This window comes from Bacillus sp. B25(2016b) (assembly GCF_001679765.1).
GTDB classification, from domain to species: Bacteria; Bacillota; Bacilli; order Bacillales; family Bacillaceae_G; genus Bacillus_A; species Bacillus_A thuringiensis_K.
In genome coordinates, this window is the sequence record NZ_CP016285.1 from 4,541,703 (window position 1) to 4,559,468 (window position 17,766).

Below are 17,766 nucleotides of genomic sequence, written 5' to 3' on the forward strand. Positions count from 1 at the left end.
TTCTGGTTCCTTCGGTTCTTTCGGCTCTTCCGGCTTCACTTCTGGTTCCTTCGGTTCTTCTGGTATCTTAAAATCTTCTTTTGTTTTCGGTAAAATTGTAACTGTAGGCTCAAGTGGTGGTTTTATTTTATCGTCCACTACCGCTCTATTTGTTATCCCTTTACTTGGTGCTGCTTTTACCTTCACTTTAAAAATAATACTACGTTCTTTCGTATCTGTAATTTCTAGATACTTCGCTATTACTTTTCCAAATTCCATTTTTAACTCTACTGGATTTGGTTCAGCCCCTTCAAATCTAATGCTATCTTGCACATACTCTAAACCGGCTGGAATTTCATCTTCTACCTTTACCTCAGCTATTTTTCCATTTTCTACTGTATTTTCAAAGCTAATTCGATATTCGATTTCTTCTCCTAGCTTCGGTTCTTTATTACTTACTGTCTTCGCTGCTTTTAACTTACCATCTTTATATTCTGGCTTTATTGTCGCTGTCGGTTCCATAACTGGATGATTTGGATCATCTACTTGAATGATCGCTTTATTTGTTATTTCTCCTCCAACTTTTGCTGTTTCTTTTACCTTTACTTTAAAGATGACACTTCTTTCTTTCGTATCCATAATTTCTGGATACTTCGCTGTTACTTTTCCATTCTCGACTTTAAGTTCTGTTGGTACAGGCTTATCACCTACGGCCTCCAGACTATCTTTCACATACTCTAAACCAGACGGAATTTTATCTTCAATCTTTACATCAACTAACTTCCCGCCATCTACCGTGCCGTTAAAAGTAATTCGATATTCGATTTCTTCCCCTAGCTTTGGTTCATAATTGCTTACTTCTTTCCTTGCCTCTAGTTTCCCATCTTTATATTGCGGTGTAATTGGTATAAGTGGATCAACTGGTGGATTGGTTGGATTATTATCATCCACAACCGCCTTGTTTATAATTTCTTTTCCTACTTGTACCGTTTCTTTTACTTTCGCTTTAAAGATGATACTTCTTTTTTTCGTATCCGTAATTTCTGGATACTTTGCTGTTACTTTTCCATTCTCAACTTTAAGTTCTACTGGATTTGGTTCCGGCCCATCAGACTTTATACTATCCTGTACGTATTCTAAACCAGCTGGAATTTCGTCCTCTACTTTTACCTCAGTTAGTTTGCCGTTTTCTACCGTATTTTCAAAACTAATTCGATATTCTACTTCTTCTCCTAACTTCGGTTCATGGTTACTCACTGTCTTTTCAGCTTGTAATACACCCTCTTTATGTTGAGGCTGTATCGCGACATTCGGTTTCTCTGGTGGATTTATAGTATCTTCCACAACCGCCGTATTCACAATCGCTTCGCCAATTTTAGCCTTTTCTTTCACTTTCGCTTTAAAGACGATACTTCTTTCTTTCGTATCCGTAATTTCTGGATATTCTGCGAGTACTATGCCGTTTTTCACTTTTACATGCAACGGTTTTGGATTATCCCCCTCAGCTCTTTCGCTACCTTCTACAAACTCTAAACTGTTTGGTAATTCATCCTTAATTTTCACCTTCGCTAATTTTCCGTGCTCAACTACGTTACGGAACGTAATTCGATACTCTACTTGTTCTCCTAATTTTGGAGCTGGGTTATTTACTGTTTTCTCAGCTTTTATTTTTCCATTCTTATACTCCGGTGTAATAATCGCTTCTGGTTTTTGCGGAGGATTCTTCGGATTATCATCATCCACAACTGCCGTATTCACGAGTTTCTTACCGACTTTTGCTACTTCCGTTACTTTCACTTTAAAGATAATACTACGCTCAGCTGTATCAGTGATATTCTCATACTTCGCGATAATTTTCCCAGCTTCTTCTTTTAACTCTACTGGCGCTGGCTCATTACCTTCTGCTTTTAAACTATCCTTCACATACTCTAATCCATTTGGTAGTTGATCCTCAATTTTCACTTCTGCTAGTTTTCCATTTTCTACCGTATTTTTAAAACTAATTCGGTACTCTACTTCTTCTCCTAGCTTTGGATCTTTTTTACTTACCTTTTTATTAGCTTTAAATTTACCAGCTTTATGCTGCGGTGTAATATCTACTTCCGGTCGCTCTGGTGGATTTTTTGTATCATCAACAATTGCTTTATTTACAATTGCTTTGTCCACTTCAACGGAATCTTTCACCTTCACTTTAAAGATAATGCTTCTTTCTTTCATGTCAGTGATATTTTCATACTTCGCACTAACCTTACCAGCTTCTTCTTTCAACTCTACTGGGGCTGGCTTATCACCGTCTGCTTTTAGACTATCTTTCACATACTCTAAACCAGACGGAATTTCATCCTCAATTTTAACCTCTGCCAGTTTTCCATCTTTCACCGTATTATTAAATGAAATGCGGTATTCGATTTCTTCCCCTAGCTTCGGTTTATGATTATTCACCTTTTTATGAGCAGCAATTTTACCGTCTTTATGTTGCGGTGTAATTTTTGCGGTTGGTTCAATTATAGGATGGTTCGGATCATCCACATGAATAATCGCTTTATTTGTAATGTCCTTCCCTATTGTAACCGAGTCTTTCACCTTTACTTTAAAGACAATACTTCTTTCTTTTGTATCCGCAATTTCTAGATACTTTGCCATTACCTTGCCGTTTTCAAATTTCAATTCTACCGGACTAGGCTTAGATCCTTCTGCTTGTAAACTGTTCTCTACATACTCTAATCCAGCTGGAATTTCATCTTCTATCTTCACCTCTGCTAGCTTTCCATCTTTCACCGTATTATTAAAAATAATTCGATATTCGATTTCCTCACCTAACTTCGGTTCATGGTTACTTACTTCTTTTCTTGTCTCAATTTTCCCATCTTTATATTGTGGTGTAATCGGTACATAAGGCTCTTCTGGCAGATTCTTTGTATCATCTACAATTGCCTCATTTACGATTTCTTCTCCCACTTTTGCGCTTTCTTTTACCTTCGCTTTAAAGACAATGGTTCTTTCCTCTGTATCTGTAATAGCTGGATATTTTGCCATTATCTTATTATTTTTCACATGTAGCTCTGCTGGTTTCGGTTTAGACCCTTCTGCCGTGATACTGCCTTCCACATACTCTAAACCATTTGGTAATGCATCCTTTATATTTACCTCTGCTAGTTTTCCGTTTTCTACCGTATTTTTAAAACTAATTCGGTATTCTACTTCTTCTCCTAGTTTCGGTTTATGATTATTGGCCACTTTCTGCGCAGCAATTTTACCATCTTTATATTGCGGAGTAATTTCCACATAAGGCTCTTCTGGCTCATTTTTTGTATCTACTACGATTGCTTTATTAACAATCTCCTTGCCTATTTCTGCCTCTTCTTTTACTTTCACTTTAAAGATAATACTTCTTTCTTTTGTATCCGTAATTTCTAGATACTTTGCCATTACCTTACCGTTTTCAAATTTCAATTCTACCGGACTAGGTTTAGATCCTTCTGCTTGTAAACTGTTCTCTACATACTCTAATCCAGCTGGAATTTCATCTTCTACTTTAACCTCTACTAGTTTTCCGTTTTCTACCGTATTTTTAAAACTAATTCGGTATTCTATTTCTTCTCCTAATTTCGGTTTTTTATTGTTTACAAATTTCTCTGCTTTAAGCTTACCGTCTTTATATTCTGGCGTAATTGTTACTTCTGAAGTTGTTGGATCTTTTGTATCATCAACAACTACTTTATTGACAATACCTTCACCAACTTTAAATTCTTCTTTTACTTTCGCTTTAAAGACGATACTTCTTTCTTCTGTATCCGTAATTTCTGGATATTTTGCGATTACTTTTCCATCTTTCACTTTCAGTTCTACCGGATCTGGCTTAGAACCTTCTGCTTTTACACTATCTTTCACATACTCTAATCCATTTGGTAAATCGTCTTCTATTTTCACCTCTGCTAGCTTTCCGTTTTCTACCGTATTTTTAAAGCTAATTCGGTATTCCACTTCTTCTCCTAACTTCGGCGTTTCATTATTTACCGTTTTCTTCGCTTCCACTTTTCCGTCTTTATGCTGCGGAGTAATTTCTGCCGTCGGTGTTTCTGGCGGATTTTTCGTATCATCAATAATTGCTTTATTGACGATTTTTTTACCGACTTTCACTTCATCNTTTACTTTCACTTTAAAAGTGATACTTCTTTCTTCTATATCCGTAATCTCTGAATACTTCGCCATTACCTTACCATTTTCCACTTTCAATTCTACTGGATCTGGCTTAGAACCTTCTGCTTTTACACTATTTTCTACATACTCTAAACCTTCTGGTAAAGTATCTTCTATTTTCACCTCTGCTAGTTTTCCGTCTTCTACCGTATTTTTAAAGCTAATTCGGTATTCTACTTCTTCTCCTAACTTCGGCGTTTCATTATTTACCGTCTTCTTCGCTTTGATTTTTCCGTCTTTATGTTGTGGAATAATTTCTGCTGTCGGTGTTTCTGGCGGATTTTTCGTATCGCTCACAATCGCTTCATTAACAATTGAATCGCTCACTTTACCTTTTACTTTCACTTTAAAGGTAATACTTCTCTCTTTTGTATCTGTAATCTCAGGATACTTTGCCATTACCTTACCGTTTTCAAATTTCAATTCCACTGGATCTGGCTTAGAACCTTCTGCTTTTAAACTATCTTTCACATACTCTAATCCATTTGGTAAATCATCTTCTATTTTTACCTCTGTTAGCTTTCCATGTTCTACCGTATTTTTAAAGCTGATTCGGTATTCCACTTCTTCTCCTAACTTCGGCGTTTCATTATTTACCGTCTTTTTCGCTTCAAGTTTTCCATCTTGATACTGAGGAATAATTTCCGCTGTCGGATTAACTGGCTTGTTTTGCGAATCATCAATAGTTGCTTTATTAATGATTTTTTTACCGACTTTTACTTCTTCTTTTACTTTCACTTTAAAAATGATACTTCTTTCTTCTGTATCCATAATTTCTGGATATTTTGCTATTACCTTACCATTTTCAAATTTCAGCTCTACTGAATCTGTTCCGGCACCTTCTGCTTTCAAACTATTTTCTACATACTCTAAACCTTCTGGTAAAGTATCCTCTATTGTCACGTCTGTTAGCTTTCCGTTCTTTACCGTATTTTTCATACTAATTCGGTATTCTACTTCTTCTCCTAACTTAGGTGTTTCATTATTTACGCTTTTCTTCGCTTTAATTTTTCCATCTTTGTGTAATGGTGTAATTTTTGCTTCTGGTTCTTTCGGATGTTTCATATCATCAACAATTGCCTTATTGATGATTTCCTTACCCACTTCCGCTTCTTCCTTCACCTTTACCTTAAAGACAATACTTCTTTCTTTCGTATCCGTAATATTTTCGTATTCAGCAATAACTTTTCCATCTTTCACACTTAACTTTAATGGAGCTGGTTTATCACCTTCAGCCTTTTCACTGCCTTTTACATACTCTAAACCGTTAGGAATTGTATCCTCTATTATTACCTTTTCTAGTTTTCCGTTTTCTACCGTATTCTTAAAGCTAATTCGGTATTCTATTTCTTCTCCTAGTTTTGGTGATGGATTATCTACTGTCTTCTTCGAATCAATTATTCCATCCTTATGTTGCGAAGTAATTCTTTCCTCCGGCTCAATCGGTGGATTTTTCGTATCATCAACAATTGCTTTATTGACAATCTCTTTATCTACTCTTACTTCTTCCTTTACCTTTACTTTAAAGACGATACTTCTTTCTTTCATATCCATAATATCGATATACTTAGCTTTGACTACCCCATTTTCAACAGCTAATTCTACTGGTCCAGGTGCTTCTCCTTCAGCCTTGATGCTATTTTCTACATATTCAAGACCTTTTGGAATTGTATCTTCCACTCGCACCTCTTCTAGTTTTCCGTTCTCAACCGTATTATGAAAACTAATGCGGTACTCGATTTCTTCGCCTAGCTTCGGTTTCTTATTATTAACTACCTTTGTAGCAGCAACTTCACCTTTTTTACTTTGCGGTGTAATAACAACCTTCGATTCAACAGGCTCATTTTTCGGATCTTTTGCAATTGCTTTATTTACAATTGCCTCCCCTACTTTTGCCGAATCTTTTACTTTCACTTTAAAGACAATACTTCTTTTTTCTGTATCCGTAATTTCTGGATACTTTGCCATTACTTTGCCGTCTTCCACTTTTAGTTCTACTGGCTCTGGTTTTATACCTTCTGCTTTCAAACTATCTTTCACGTATTCAACACCTTTAGGTAGTGTATCTTCTACTAGCACCGTTTCTAGTTTTCCGTTTTCTACCGTATTATAAAATGTAATTCGGTATTCCACTTCTTCTCCTAGTTTTGGTGTTTGATTCGTTACGTTTTTTTCTACATCCACTTTACCGTATTTATAATCCGGCGTAATCTTTTCTTCTGGATGCTCAGACTGTCCATTTGGCTCACTCACAACCGCTTTATTAACGATCGTTTCTCCCGCTTTTGCCTCTTCTTTTACTTTCACTTTAAAGGCAATGCTTCGCTCTTTTGTATCCGTAATCTCTGGATATTTTGCGATTACCTTACCATTTTCTACTTTTAACTCTACTGGATTTGGTTCAGTACCTTCAGCTCTCTCACTGCCTTGAACAAATTCTAAGTTAGCTGGAATTTCATCTTCTATTGTAACTGCATCTAGTTTTCCGTTTTCCACCGTATTTTTAAAGCTAATTTGATATTCAAATTCTTCTCCTAGCTTCGGCTTCTTATTTGTCGCTTTTTTCTTTGCGACAATTTTACCAGCCTTATGCTGTGGTGTAATCTTCTCTTCTAGATTCTTTGGTGGATTTGTTTTATCACTAACGGTTGCTTTATTAACAATTTCTTCACCAATTTTTGCAGTTTCTTTTACTTTTGTTTTAAAGACGATACTTCTTTCTTCCATATCCATAATTTCTGGATACTTTGCCATTACTTTGCCATTTTCAAACTTCAGCTCTACTGGCTCTGGTTTTGCACCTTCTGCTTTCAAACTATCTTTTACGTATTCAAGACTACTTGGTAATTCGTCTTCAATCGTCAATACATCTAGACGTCCATCTTTTACCGTATTTTTAAAGGTAATACGATACTCTACTTCATCACCTAACTTCGGTGTTTTATTAGATGCTATTTTTTTAGCTTCTATTTCTCCAGGGATCTCTTTTGGAGTCGTAACCGTAATATCTGCATCGTCCTCAGTTTCATACTTTATCTCGGCACTATCTTGTCCCTTTACAACAACGATATTTTTTACTGTTGTATCTGATTGTACAGAATGTTTCACTTTTACTTTGAATGTAATAACGGCACTTTCCCCCGGCTTTAAAACACCGCCGTCTTTAGCATTAGCACCTTCACCAACACGGAAATCAATTTGATTATTTACAAACTCCGCTTCATCATCGCTTGCATCATCTGTTTTATTTCCTTTATTACTTCCAGAAATATATTGTATAGATCCCGGAACATACTCTAAACGATCATCTAATTTATCAAAACCTTTTACATTCGATACCGGCGCTTGATTATTTTTCGTATCATTTTTCACTTCAATTTGATACGTAAACTCTTCACCGGCTTTAATTTCCTTAACTTCTTTACCGGTACTATCTAATGCCTTTTTATCAACTTGTAAGTTTGGAGCATTATGTTCTGTAACAAATGTGGCGTTATTTAATACGTAAATATCACCAGTACCACCATATGCTCTAAAACGCATTTTCCCTTCTTTCAAACCATTCTTTACTTGAGTCGGTCCTTCAAGATGATACGTATGAATGTCAGTACTGAATGAATTTGTCCAAGCTGGTTTATATCCTGGATATTTTTTTGTAACAAACTCGTTAGTGCCATCTACTTGTACTTCTGTCATAGATGAGTCATTAACATCATTATCTTTACCTTTAATATTTTTAAACTTTTGATACCCTAACCCAAAATCATATTCTCCATAATCATAGGCATATCCATCATTATCAGCTGGATCACCTTGCGATGAAAAATAACTAAATTTTGCTTTAAAAGCACCTTCTTTTGGTGTGTTTATTTTATTAACACTAATATCCGTCCAAGCTGTACTTTTTTGAGAAACTAACCCTTCCCAAATTTTCATATCTTTTACTGTTTCTTTATAGTTTTCATAAACTAATATAAGGTTCCAGTTACCCCAGTAATAGCCGCCACCTGTTACATCTTTAATTTGTGGCACATTCGCAACTGTCAACGTTTGAGAAATACCTTGCTGTGCAATTACATTTGTTACATCTGCATACGCAACATATCCTGCACCACTACCTGAGTAATTAGAAATATAGGGTAGATAATCAGCTTTTCGTATGCTATCAGCACGTACCTCTGCATATTCTTTATTTCCCATTTTCATTTTGACTGGTTGTCGTACATCATTATCACTAACTCTTTGATTAACATTTGTACTAGTTACAGTTCCCATTGCAGCTGTCCAAAACAAATACGCCTTTTTCACTTTACTTCCAGCAGGAATGTTAGGAAATGCACCTGTTGACGAATTAAAAGTACTATCATCGTTATCAACGTCCACAGTCATTTTATTCGTTTTATAACCCATACTTTGTCTGCCATAATGATCAGTTGTCAAACCAAGGGTCACATTACCAGTCTGTACTAAATTACCAGGAGCAATTGTAGAATACAGCGGGTCTCCAAATCCTTGTTTATCTCCTGTTTGGATTTGAACCTTCGAAGCATTTTCTGATGCAGCTTGTACTTCTGCATCCTTCTGCTTTATTGTTAGAGGTGATTGCTTTTCCTCTTTTTCTAGTTGCTTTTCAGCTTCAGGTTGTTTTACCTTCTCTATTTCTGTTTTTTGTGTAGATATATTTTTATCTTCTACAGATACTTTTAATTTTCCATCCACTTCTTTAGTTTTTGAATCAGTTGTTGATCCGATAGCTTTCTTACTACTGTCAGCCTCATCATCGGTATTAGCTTCTAACTTCTCTTCAGAAGGAAGCCCTTCAACATCTACAGACATGTTTCCTATTTGCAGTTGATCCTTTTGCACACTAATTTTTTGCTTATACTCTTTATTAAAATGTTGCGCACGACGAGCTTTTATTAATACATTCATTTTTTCATGTGATTTTAAATCTTGAATTTTAAGATTAGAAGAAAGAACCTTTCCTCCATTATCTTTTTCCTCTACATAGAAATCCGCTACCTTATTTTCAAGTAACTTCTCTCCGTTTACTTTCACAGATTGCGAAAGAAACTCAATTCCATTGTCATTATTTTGATTAATTACTAATTCTCGGATTGGTGTATCTCCCGTATTTTCAATCTTATATTGAAATACGTGCTCCCTCTCCGCTACTTCTCCCTTATACATTTCAGCATTCACTTGCTCTGCCTTAATTTTCACATCATTTCCTTGTAACTCATCCCAGCTTTTTTTATTTATCTCTGTAGCAAAAGCACTGGGCGAAGGCAATATGATGGATAGAAGAAGTGTGATCATTGTTACGACATTAAAACACTTCAATACTTGTTTCATATTTTCTACCTTTCTCCTTTCTATATACTTGCTATCCGTCTACTTAATTTCAGTAATCCTTTCATTTAGTAGCCGAATACATAGCAATATATATCCACTCGCAACAATCCGACCTACGAAAATGTATCGTTGAAATCCCAATGTCAACAATATAAATCCCATAGAATATTACTATTTTAATTTATCAAAAATAGCATATATATCGGACACTTATACAAACCTTTACCATATTTTTAATATAGTAAAAACACCGTGCTGTATAGGTTTATATAACAGTTAAAGGATACTTAAAAATTTTAACATACTCATTATCCTATTTATACATACAATAGAAATTTTACCATTTTTTAGTTATTTTCAGTTTGTTTTTTATGATTGAAATTTTCTAAAAATAACAACCGTTACATGTAAAAATATGTTATATTAAACAAGAACAAATGTTCTTATTTAAAAGGAGGAATTTTTTATGCTACACGAACCCATTATCGTAAAAAAAGAAGCTTTCCACGCAATCGGCGTTTCGGTTACAACGACTAATGAAAAAGAGGCATCTACTGAAGGAAACATTCCACAACTTTGGAACCGATACTTTCAAGAACAAATGATGCATCACATCCCAAATCAACAAACGAAAGAAACATTTGCTTTCTATTCCAACTACGAGTCAGATGAAACTGGTACATATACATTTACAATCGGTATGCCAGTTTCTTCACTAAAAGACGTTCCTGAAAATATGACAACTTTAACAATACCTACCGCTACATATGCGGTATTTACAACAAGAAAGGGACCAGTTGCTGAAGTCGTTTGTGAAGCTTGGGAATATATTTGGCAATGGTCGAAAGAAAATAAACGTGCCTTCACAACAGACTTTGAGCTTTACGACGAAAGAGCATTAGACCCAAATCAGGCACAACTGGATATTTATATTGCGTTAGCCTAAAAAAAGATGCCCATTCGGCATCTTTTTTTGTCGTTAAATAGCTACTGGGCAAATCCATTATTATTGTCTACAATGAGAAAGTGCAGTATAGAAATATTAGAAACTGTATAAAGTGAAACTATACTCAGCTGTGGGTATCTCCCATTGAGTATTAGCCCTTACCAATTGGGCGTTTACTGGTTTTTTAGTTTAAATTTGTCACATAGAAAGGAAGCAATATGGAGGAACTAAAACAAAATAAAACTGCTTTAGAAGGAAGCGGAAAACCGTTATTAAAAAATACGAATTTCCTTTTTCTTTGGGCAGCTACTCTTTTTTCAAGCTTTGCTTTAGCCTTTTTTACTTTTTCACAAACGTGGTACATAGCAAAAACATTAAACCTTGAAGCTTCACTCGGTGTTGTTTTCGTAGCCCTTAGTGTTCCAAGGCTTATTTTTATGATTGTCGGCGGCGCTGTAGCTGATAAATTCCCGAAAAAAAACATTATGTTTTACTCCAATATCATTCGAGCGATTCTTGTCGCAACCATTCTCACATGGTTCATTGTCGGTGATGTAACGCTATATACATTTGCTTTATTCGCTTTATTCTTTGGACTTGCTGATGCTTTCTTCTGGTCAGCAGATGGATCTATCTTACCGGAATTGGTAGAAAAAAGCCGATTAACACAAGCGAATTCACTTACACAAATGACGAACCAAGCATCGGTCATCTTAGGCCCTGTACTTGGCGGAATTCTCATTAAATTTACGAATTATGAGACAATATTTTCCATTACGATTTTATTACTGATTGTCGCGGCCATACTCGTTCAAAAAATACAATTTACGATGCCAGAACAAAAAGATACAGATAAAGGTATGTTCACTTCCATTAAAGAAGGAATCTTATATGTAAAGGAATCGCCATTCCTTTCAACTTTCCTTATTTGTAGCGCTTTTTTAAACTTATTTTTAATCGGCCCGATGCAAGTTGGTTTCCCGCTTTTTGTTAAAAATGTGCTGCATGGTGATTCGCTCCAGTTTAGTTACTTAGAAGCATCTGTAGGCGGCGGAATGGCAATCGGTGCTGTCATTGTCGGTTTAAGAAATATTAATCGTAGACGCGGTCTATTTTGTATTATCATGATGCTATTGTCTGGTGTCTTCTTCTTAGCCATCAACTTTAGTACCGTACTTTGGCAAGCACTATTAGCCGGCATGTTTTACGGTATTACAATCGCAATGGCTATCGTTCCGCTTATGGCGATGATTCAATCGACAGTAAAAGAAGAAATGATGGGGCGCGTAATGAGTTTACTTATGCTATCATCAATGGGCTTTATCCCGCTCTCTTATGCATTCACATCCATTGCACTTGCAATAGGAATTCCAATCGTAACCGTTATGAAAAGTGGTGCAATAGCTGTTATTGTCTTCGTACTATTTGTAGCGATTCGTGTTCCAGTTGTAAGGAAGTTCGATTAGCTAATTAGAGTCATGTATTATACACATGGCTCTTTTTTGAATGGATCAAATAGTGTTATTCCCTTACTTCTCCTTAATGCTGCTCCCCATTCTAATCCAACCTCTAAAAATAGATCCCGCACTGTACTATATAAAAGAGCCTTCACATTTTTACGGATTTCTCCGTATTTATAAGCTCTCACAACACTCTTTACTCGCCAAATGAAATTTCCGTACACTTCTTCATCAGCTAATATTTGCTCCAGTAAAACACCTTGTTCTAGTAACCCGCTCTTTTTATATGCAAGCTCGACCTTACTCCAAAATATATTAATTTTCTTCGGATTACTCGTCATCGGCACCAGTGCGTATATAAAAGGCTTCGGTATATCATGACGGCAATACGTCTCATCAAGCTCGTACGTTCCTTTTCTTTTCTCTTTTATTTGTGGAATGTTTTTAGAAAGAATTGTTTCCCCAGCGCTTTTTTGCTCATTTTTACTACAGCCAGTTGCATTATCCTCACTTTTACAAGCGGACATTTTCATACGGTCATCCATGCGGTCAATCGCAGATATAAGAAATACATATAGGTTCGCACTATAACCGCCGCGCTTATGTCTCTCTTTTGTTGCAACACGCTTTATAATTCCTAGTTCCTCTAACTTTGCAATTGACCGGCGTACTGTACGAATACTCTTTCCAACATTCGTCGCAATCGTCTCCATTAATGGACAAGCGACCCCTACTGTTTTTTGTTTCTCATTTACCGCATATTTTCCTAAAAAATGAATGATGGTAGCATCCGTTTTATTTAATTGAAATCGATAATATTTCAAAACTTGCTTTTGATATGTATTAAACTCTTCTTTACTTCGAAATTCACTGTATGGTTTCATTAAGTTATATAAACTTCCCATTTTTATCACCTCACTTATAAATAAGAGGCAGGAAGAGAAATTGGCGTGACATTAAATATTTTTTATTGGAGATGAAAATATGATCGTAATTAGCGCTTGTTTAGGTGGGATTGCTTGCCGGTATGATGGAAATGACAATCTCTTTTCAAAAATAGAGGAGCTTCTGCAACAAGAAGATACAGTCCTCATTTGTCCTGAAGTATTAGGGGGATTACCAACACCTCGTCCCTCAGCCGAAATTATTGGCGGGAATGGCGATGACGTTTTAGACGGAAAAGCAAAGGTAATGACAAAAGATGGTGAAGATGTCACAGCAGCTTTCGTAAACGGTGCTTATAAAGCATTAGAACAAATCAAAAATTTACACCCAGAATATATTATTTTAAAAGAACGCAGTCCATCTTGTGGTAGTTCTACGATTTATACTGGAGAATTTAACGGTAATAAGCAAACTGGTTTCGGAGTGACAACTGCTTTATTTAAAAGACACGGATTTACAGTCATTTCAGAAGAAGAATTTGAAAACAAAAAAAGGAATTGACCCTGTTCGTCAATTCCTTTTTATCTGTCTTATTTCACACTTAGTTTTTCTTTCACTTTCGCTGGAAGCTCGTCTTTTTTCACTTCTTCCCAAGCTGTTACACCTTTTTTATCTGAGTGGTATACGCGTAAGAATGCATCTTTACGTAAGTTTTTTTGAGCTGTGAATTCTAATTCTTTCTCTTTACCATCTTTATCAAAGCCAGTCAGCTTATATTCGTAATCTTTATACGGCTCACCGTTATCAGCTTTACCATTATATTCTTTTCCATCTACTGTAATTTGAACGTAATACTCGTCTTTACCCATACGATTTAAATCACAGCCAACTAATAGGCTTGCAAATACAACTAAAATACTAAAAAGTGCAATATATCTTTTCATTTCCTTCACCTCATGTGTTTTTTCTTATATTCTTATCTTAAAGCCTAAACTTTAAAGAAGAAATTCAAAAACATGACATGAACATTACACTTTTGTAAGATAATAATTATTTCTTCACTTTAGAAATTGTCATTCCATTAAGCTTCTGTATAACGTTTTTGTTTCGCACGCTCATCAGCTACACTACCGCCAATAACGTCTTTCACGCCAATTTCGCCACTTATCACGTAATTTCCTTATACCGTTTATTACGCCTTCTATTATGCCCTCAATTATAATCTCTATTACAAAACATCTTATTAAACTAATAATAGGTTTAATCACGTATCTCCCTATAAATTCAAGAATATCCTCCATCATATTTTCCTCCTTCTTTCAAAAGGAAGCTGCTACTCCTCCGCGTCCTTTTACGTCCAGTTACAATTGCTGCCCTACTGCGGTATATATCAACAAAAATAATACGACAACAACATCCACAATAACGCTATTGAATTTGGAAGAACCTTCGGTAAATACTAATATGTAGTTAACATGGCTAAGAGAATTATTTTTTCACCTATATTCAGAGATGCTCCCAAAAACTTTATAAAATCAAAGACAACTTTACTACAATTCTTCCCGTAACTAATTTATTATCGTGGTAAACCGTTTTCCACTACATCCGTAACAGTTCCATTCGGTTCAAAGATTACACGTAATGATCCTTCTCCACCATAACCAGTATAGTCATATACTGAATATGATTTATATTTCTCAATCACATGTGGCTGTCCAATTGCAGCTTTTACTTGATTCGCGGCCATACCTTTTTTGATTTTCAAATAGTGATTGTAACTTACTGCTACCGAATTGTTATTTACATCTTTATACCACGGTACACGATCGTTTTTTTCTTCATATTCCTTTACAGGCTCTTCACTACGTTTCGTAAATACCTGATTCTCTTTATCTGTATCTGTATCTTTATCTTTATTCTTTATAGCAGTACGTTCAATATTTACAACATAACCATATGTATTTAATTCAACCATAATTTCATATGTACCATCCGTATCTTTTTCAGTATAAAATACGCGTTTTTCATGGTTATTATAATGTTTTATGTTCTCACCACCATAGTCAATCGTATTAAGAATATCCGTATACGTCATACCTTCCTCAATCTTTTGAGATTCATCATGAGAAATATAACGCTTTTGTGATGATGGTGCATCCTCATTTTTAATACTTTCACGTTTGCTCGTAGTCATAAGTGTTTTCTTCTGATCTTTTAGTACTTCACCTTCCGCCTTCGCTGGTTGCTTTGCTCCTACTTTTGTTAATACGTCTGTATCGCTAGAACAAGCTCCCAAAATCGATACTGTAATCAACACCATCCCTACTATAAGTACTTTCTTAAATGACTTCACTCTAATCCCCCCGGTATTTTTAATATCTAGTAATCAACGTATTTTAATTAATACGGAACTATTCAGTTCTATACAATTGGCTATAACCTTCTCCCTTATGCACCTTTTTTGTATAAAGTGAAACTTTAATCAGTGGGGGGGTTCTTCATCCCCACTGATTATTAGTTGAACCAATCGTGCTGCATAAATCTACCTATTAGTAATAACCGATGCATTTACAACTAGTTCGAACATAATTCCCAATCATCTTCGTTACAAATATTAACATTAAATATAACTAATAAATAGTATATTTTTTCTAATTATTTACATTTTATCTACATAATCTTATCTTAAAACGAATAATATGAATCTCGAATTCACAGTATAAATTATATATACTATATATAATAACATTTAAATTAAAATCTAAAGTAACTTTACATGCATTTTCTGTTTTAACACAAAAAGAAAAGACCTTTCTAACGATTTTATTCTATCGCTAAAAAGGTCTTTCTCTATTTCTGCTAAAAACTTAGCACTCTTCTGGCTTACCAGCATTCGATGCTGTACGGAAAGATGATCCACATCCGCATGATGCGATTGCGTTTGGATTGTCGATTGTGAATCCACCGCCAAGCATAGATTGTTTATAGTCAATTTTTACTCCTTTAACAATTGGAGCACTTTCTGTATCGATAACAAATTCAACACCGAAAAACTCAAGAACTGTGTCGTCTTCTTTTGGTTCTACTTCAAATCCTAAGCCGTAAGAAAGACCGCTACATCCGCCGCCGTGGACAGCAAGGCGCACGTACTTCTCTCCATCTTCAGCATCTTTTAACATATCTTTAATTTGAAAAGCTGCTTGTTCTGTTACTTCAATCATGAAATACACCTTCCTTTCTGTTCTTAGTCCATTATACATCTTTACGCTTCTATCTTGTACTCATACACTCCGCGACAAATTACTTCCGCAGGTCCTTTCATCAACACGCTTCCCTCTTCAGTCCACGCAATCATTAAATCGCCGCCAGCTAAATGAACTGTAATTTCCTTACCACGTTCCATCTTTCCATTCAAAATAGCAGCTACAACTGCAGCACACGCCCCTGTTCCGCAAGCTTGCGTTACACCAGATCCACGTTCCCAAACGCGGAAGTTCATCTCTTCATCATTCAAAATTTCGATAAACTCAACATTTACTCGCTCTGGAAACATTTCATGTGTCTCAAGGACGGGTCCAAGTGTTGTAAGAGGTGCTTTTTCTACATCATCAACAAAAATAATCGCATGCGGATTTCCCATTGAAACAGCTGTAAATGCATAACGATGATTATTATATAAGAAGTTTTCACGAATAAATGGTGTTTCATCTTCACCAAGCATCGGTATTTCTGCACGTGTTAGACGCGGTGCCCCCATATCGATTTTCGCTAATGTAACTTTCCCTTCTTCTACTGTTACTTCCGCCGTTACAATGCCAGCTAACGTTTCAATTGTGAAAACTGTTTCTTCTACTAGTTTATGCTCATACGCATATTTCGCTACGCAGCGTAAACCGTTACCACAGCTCTTTCCTTCAGAACCATCATTATTAAACATACGCATTTTCACCGGAGCTACGTCTGAAGGGCAAATTAAAATCATCCCATCTGCTCCAATACCAGTATTAATATTTGAAACCTTTTCCGCCACAAGGGCTAAATCTTCTTCAGGAATTTGCTCTTCAAACATATTTACATATATATAACTATTGCCAAGACCATGCATTTTTGTAAAAGAAAATTGGCTCATTTATATTCACTCCAAAAATAATTTGTTATGTTAAGTATAAAATGCATGCTTTTAGAACACAATATGAATGTCCCCCGTTTCTCATATTTGACAACGTTTGGCGATGAGCCACTCTTACACAATTTGTGTAAGAAAAAAGCCCTTCTAAAAAGGGCCTTTTTTTATTTATCCCACTATTTTCGATTGGGGGAAGGCTAATAATCAGTATTAGCCTTCCCCACGAAATAAAGTTTTATCTAATGAAAAAGGTGCTGCTGATTCGCAACACCTTAAAACATTGGATTTTCATCCAAATACTCATATACATTATTAACAAGCTCTTCTACTGTTGCACCTTGTACAACTTCACCATTTACAAGTGCAAACGGTCCCTCAAAACAAATACCACAATATCCTAAACAACCATACTCCATTACATCTAAATTCGGATCTTTTTCTAATTTTTCTAGAGCTGCTTGCGAACCACTTGCAAGGTTACCTACACAAAATTCAATTAATGGTTTAATCAAAATTCTCCCCCCTGTACTACAAAACAAATTACCTTCTGACTTTATCTATAAGAAGAAAACTAAGCTGTTTCTTGTTGTTTTCGTTACACAGTCTAAACTATTTAGTTACTTCATTACTTCACTTCAAAGTAGATGACTTCTTCTATATAACATGCTACTTCTAATGAAATAGTAACTACAAAGGAAAAACAGTTTACTTTACTTTTCTTCTTATTGTACAACAGAGTATTCATTCATGCATTGTTATTTGTTCACAAATTCGATATAATTTGATTGAGTAAAGTCAAAATATTTTATTAATAT

At 35.5% G+C, this 17,766-nt stretch carries 10 protein-coding genes and 2 pseudogenes; 3 read left to right on the forward strand and 9 right to left on the reverse strand.

Features of this window, described 5'->3' with window-relative positions:
- Positions 1 to 9,534, reverse strand: a 9,534-nt coding sequence (locus BAQ53_RS23375) for an isopeptide-forming domain-containing fimbrial protein (protein ID WP_208906289.1), incomplete at its 3' end; no start/stop codon positions are given.
- Between the two features lie 466 nt (positions 9,535 to 10,000).
- Between BAQ53_RS23375 and BAQ53_RS23380 the strand changes: the two genes are divergently transcribed.
- Positions 10,001 to 10,480, forward strand: a complete 480-nt coding sequence (locus tag BAQ53_RS23380) for a GyrI-like domain-containing protein (RefSeq protein WP_000902161.1) — start codon at positions 10,001 to 10,003, stop codon at positions 10,478 to 10,480.
- Between the two features lie 218 nt (positions 10,481 to 10,698).
- Positions 10,699 to 11,946, forward strand: a complete 1,248-nt coding sequence (locus BAQ53_RS23385; RefSeq protein ID WP_208906290.1) for an MFS transporter — start codon at positions 10,699 to 10,701, stop codon at positions 11,944 to 11,946.
- Between the two features lie 17 nt (positions 11,947 to 11,963).
- On the opposite strand, the gene BAQ53_RS23390 is transcribed toward BAQ53_RS23385, so the two are convergent.
- Positions 11,964 to 12,845 (reverse strand): helix-turn-helix domain-containing protein, encoded by an 882-nt coding sequence (locus BAQ53_RS23390; RefSeq protein WP_000535277.1) that lies wholly within the window; start codon positions 12,843 to 12,845, stop codon positions 11,964 to 11,966.
- Positions 12,846 to 12,924: 79 nt separating this feature from the next.
- On the opposite strand from BAQ53_RS23390, the gene BAQ53_RS23395 reads away from it, so the two are divergent.
- Positions 12,925 to 13,386, forward strand: a complete 462-nt coding sequence (locus tag BAQ53_RS23395) for a 2-thiouracil desulfurase family protein (protein ID WP_000635464.1) — start codon at positions 12,925 to 12,927, stop codon at positions 13,384 to 13,386.
- A 29-nt stretch (positions 13,387 to 13,415) separates the two neighbouring features.
- Here BAQ53_RS23395 and BAQ53_RS23400 read toward each other — a convergent pair whose 3' ends face one another.
- The 7 genes and pseudogenes from BAQ53_RS23400 to BAQ53_RS23420 form a co-directional block, all read right to left on the reverse strand.
- Entirely contained in the window at positions 13,416 to 13,769 is a 354-nt protein-coding gene (locus tag BAQ53_RS23400; RefSeq protein ID WP_000833153.1) for a YxeA family protein, read from the reverse strand.
- Between the two features lie 143 nt (positions 13,770 to 13,912).
- A pseudogene (locus BAQ53_RS26330) lies at positions 13,913 to 13,981 on the reverse strand (methyltransferase); the annotation flags it as partial.
- Positions 13,982 to 14,109: 128 nt separating this feature from the next.
- Positions 14,110 to 14,302, reverse strand: a pseudogene (locus BAQ53_RS26335) (hypothetical protein).
- A 99-nt stretch (positions 14,303 to 14,401) separates the two neighbouring features.
- On the reverse strand, positions 14,402 to 15,178 hold the full coding sequence (locus tag BAQ53_RS23405; RefSeq protein WP_208906291.1) for a hypothetical protein: 777 nt from the start codon (positions 15,176 to 15,178) through the stop codon (positions 14,402 to 14,404).
- 514 nt (positions 15,179 to 15,692) lie between these two features.
- Positions 15,693 to 16,046, reverse strand: a complete 354-nt coding sequence (locus BAQ53_RS23410; RefSeq protein WP_000573825.1) for a HesB/IscA family protein — start codon at positions 16,044 to 16,046, stop codon at positions 15,693 to 15,695.
- Positions 16,047 to 16,087: 41 nt separating this feature from the next.
- Positions 16,088 to 16,954 carry a diaminopimelate epimerase gene (gene dapF / locus BAQ53_RS23415; protein ID WP_000077402.1) on the reverse strand — a complete coding sequence of 289 codons (867 nt, stop codon included), beginning with the start codon at positions 16,952 to 16,954 and terminating at the stop codon, positions 16,088 to 16,090.
- A gap of 269 nt (positions 16,955 to 17,223) precedes the next feature.
- On the reverse strand, positions 17,224 to 17,463 hold the full coding sequence (locus tag BAQ53_RS23420) for a YuzB family protein (protein ID WP_000595026.1): 240 nt from the start codon (positions 17,461 to 17,463) through the stop codon (positions 17,224 to 17,226).
- Between the last annotated feature and the right edge of the window lie 303 nt (positions 17,464 to 17,766).

What these genes read in the sequence shown, in the direction of transcription:
- BAQ53_RS23380 (WP_000902161.1), top strand. Translation starts at nt 10,001, where the DNA reads ATGCTACACGAACCCATTATCGTAAAAAAAGAAGCTTTCCACGCAATC.
- BAQ53_RS23385 (WP_208906290.1), top strand. Translation starts at nt 10,699, where the DNA reads ATGGAGGAACTAAAACAAAATAAAACTGCTTTAGAAGGAAGCGGAAAA.
- BAQ53_RS23390 (WP_000535277.1), bottom strand. Translation starts at nt 12,845, where the DNA reads ATGGGAAGTTTATATAACTTAATGAAACCATACAGTGAATTTCGAAGT.
- BAQ53_RS23395 (WP_000635464.1), top strand. Translation starts at nt 12,925, where the DNA reads ATGATCGTAATTAGCGCTTGTTTAGGTGGGATTGCTTGCCGGTATGAT.
- BAQ53_RS23400 (WP_000833153.1), bottom strand. Translation starts at nt 13,769, where the DNA reads ATGAAAAGATATATTGCACTTTTTAGTATTTTAGTTGTATTTGCAAGC.
- BAQ53_RS23410 (WP_000573825.1), bottom strand. Translation starts at nt 16,046, where the DNA reads ATGATTGAAGTAACAGAACAAGCAGCTTTTCAAATTAAAGATATGTTA.
- dapF (WP_000077402.1), bottom strand. Translation starts at nt 16,954, where the DNA reads ATGAGCCAATTTTCTTTTACAAAAATGCATGGTCTTGGCAATAGTTAT.